2 protein-coding genes are annotated in these 581 nt (G+C 55.1%); both read right to left on the bottom strand.

Annotation, left to right across the window (positions count from 1 at the left end):
* Window positions 1-308 (bottom strand): hypothetical protein (locus Q7C21_RS22570; RefSeq protein WP_375151170.1); only part of this gene is annotated, 308 nt, incomplete at its 3' end.
* Window positions 309-359: 51 nt separating this feature from the next.
* Window positions 360-581: hypothetical protein (locus Q7C21_RS22565; RefSeq protein ID WP_375151169.1), on the bottom strand; the 222-nt coding region annotated here is incomplete at its 5' end.

Here is a 581-nt window from a genome sequence, read left to right as displayed (position 1 = left end):
TCCACGGAAATCCCAGGGAATCGTTCGCCGAAGGCTTCGAAAACTGCCGGCCAAGTAGCTGTCAAAGGTGTGTATATGTTGAGCGAATCTTGCCCAGCTTCAAGAGCAGCGGCATACTGCTCTTCGAATTTAGCTTGAGCGTCGGCACCGCCCAAGGCCGTGGTGGTATCAACGCCCTCGCGCTCTCCTAATCCTTCTGCAACGGTGCTATCACTGCCGCAACCAGTCAGCAACAATGCTGCAGCTAGCCCAAGCGCCGTAGCAATTTTTCTCTTGCTAGTTGTGATCCCCATGTTGGTGCCTTTCATCGTGATTTTCTGCGGGTGTGTTAAATGGTTGGTCGAGTGTGAACGTGCGGCTTAGACGCGGACAAGTGCGGGAGCGTCCCATGCGGGCGAGGGCAGGCATGCTAACGATTCTGGTGCGATCGCTGCAGTGACGGTGTCACCCACTTGCGGAGACCCTAGTGGCCACAAATTGGCTACTTCAGCAGTGCGGATGGAAACCGTGACCTGGTGAGGGCCTAGCTGCAGTTCATAAATGAAATCGTCGCCAAGGTACATGATGTCGGTGATCAGACC

The sequence above is a fragment of the Pantoea sp. ANP04 genome (assembly GCF_041982285.1).
Classification (GTDB): Bacteria; Pseudomonadota; Gammaproteobacteria; order Enterobacterales; family Enterobacteriaceae; genus Pantoea; species Pantoea eucalypti.
This window is presented reverse-complemented; position numbering and strand designations above follow the sequence as displayed.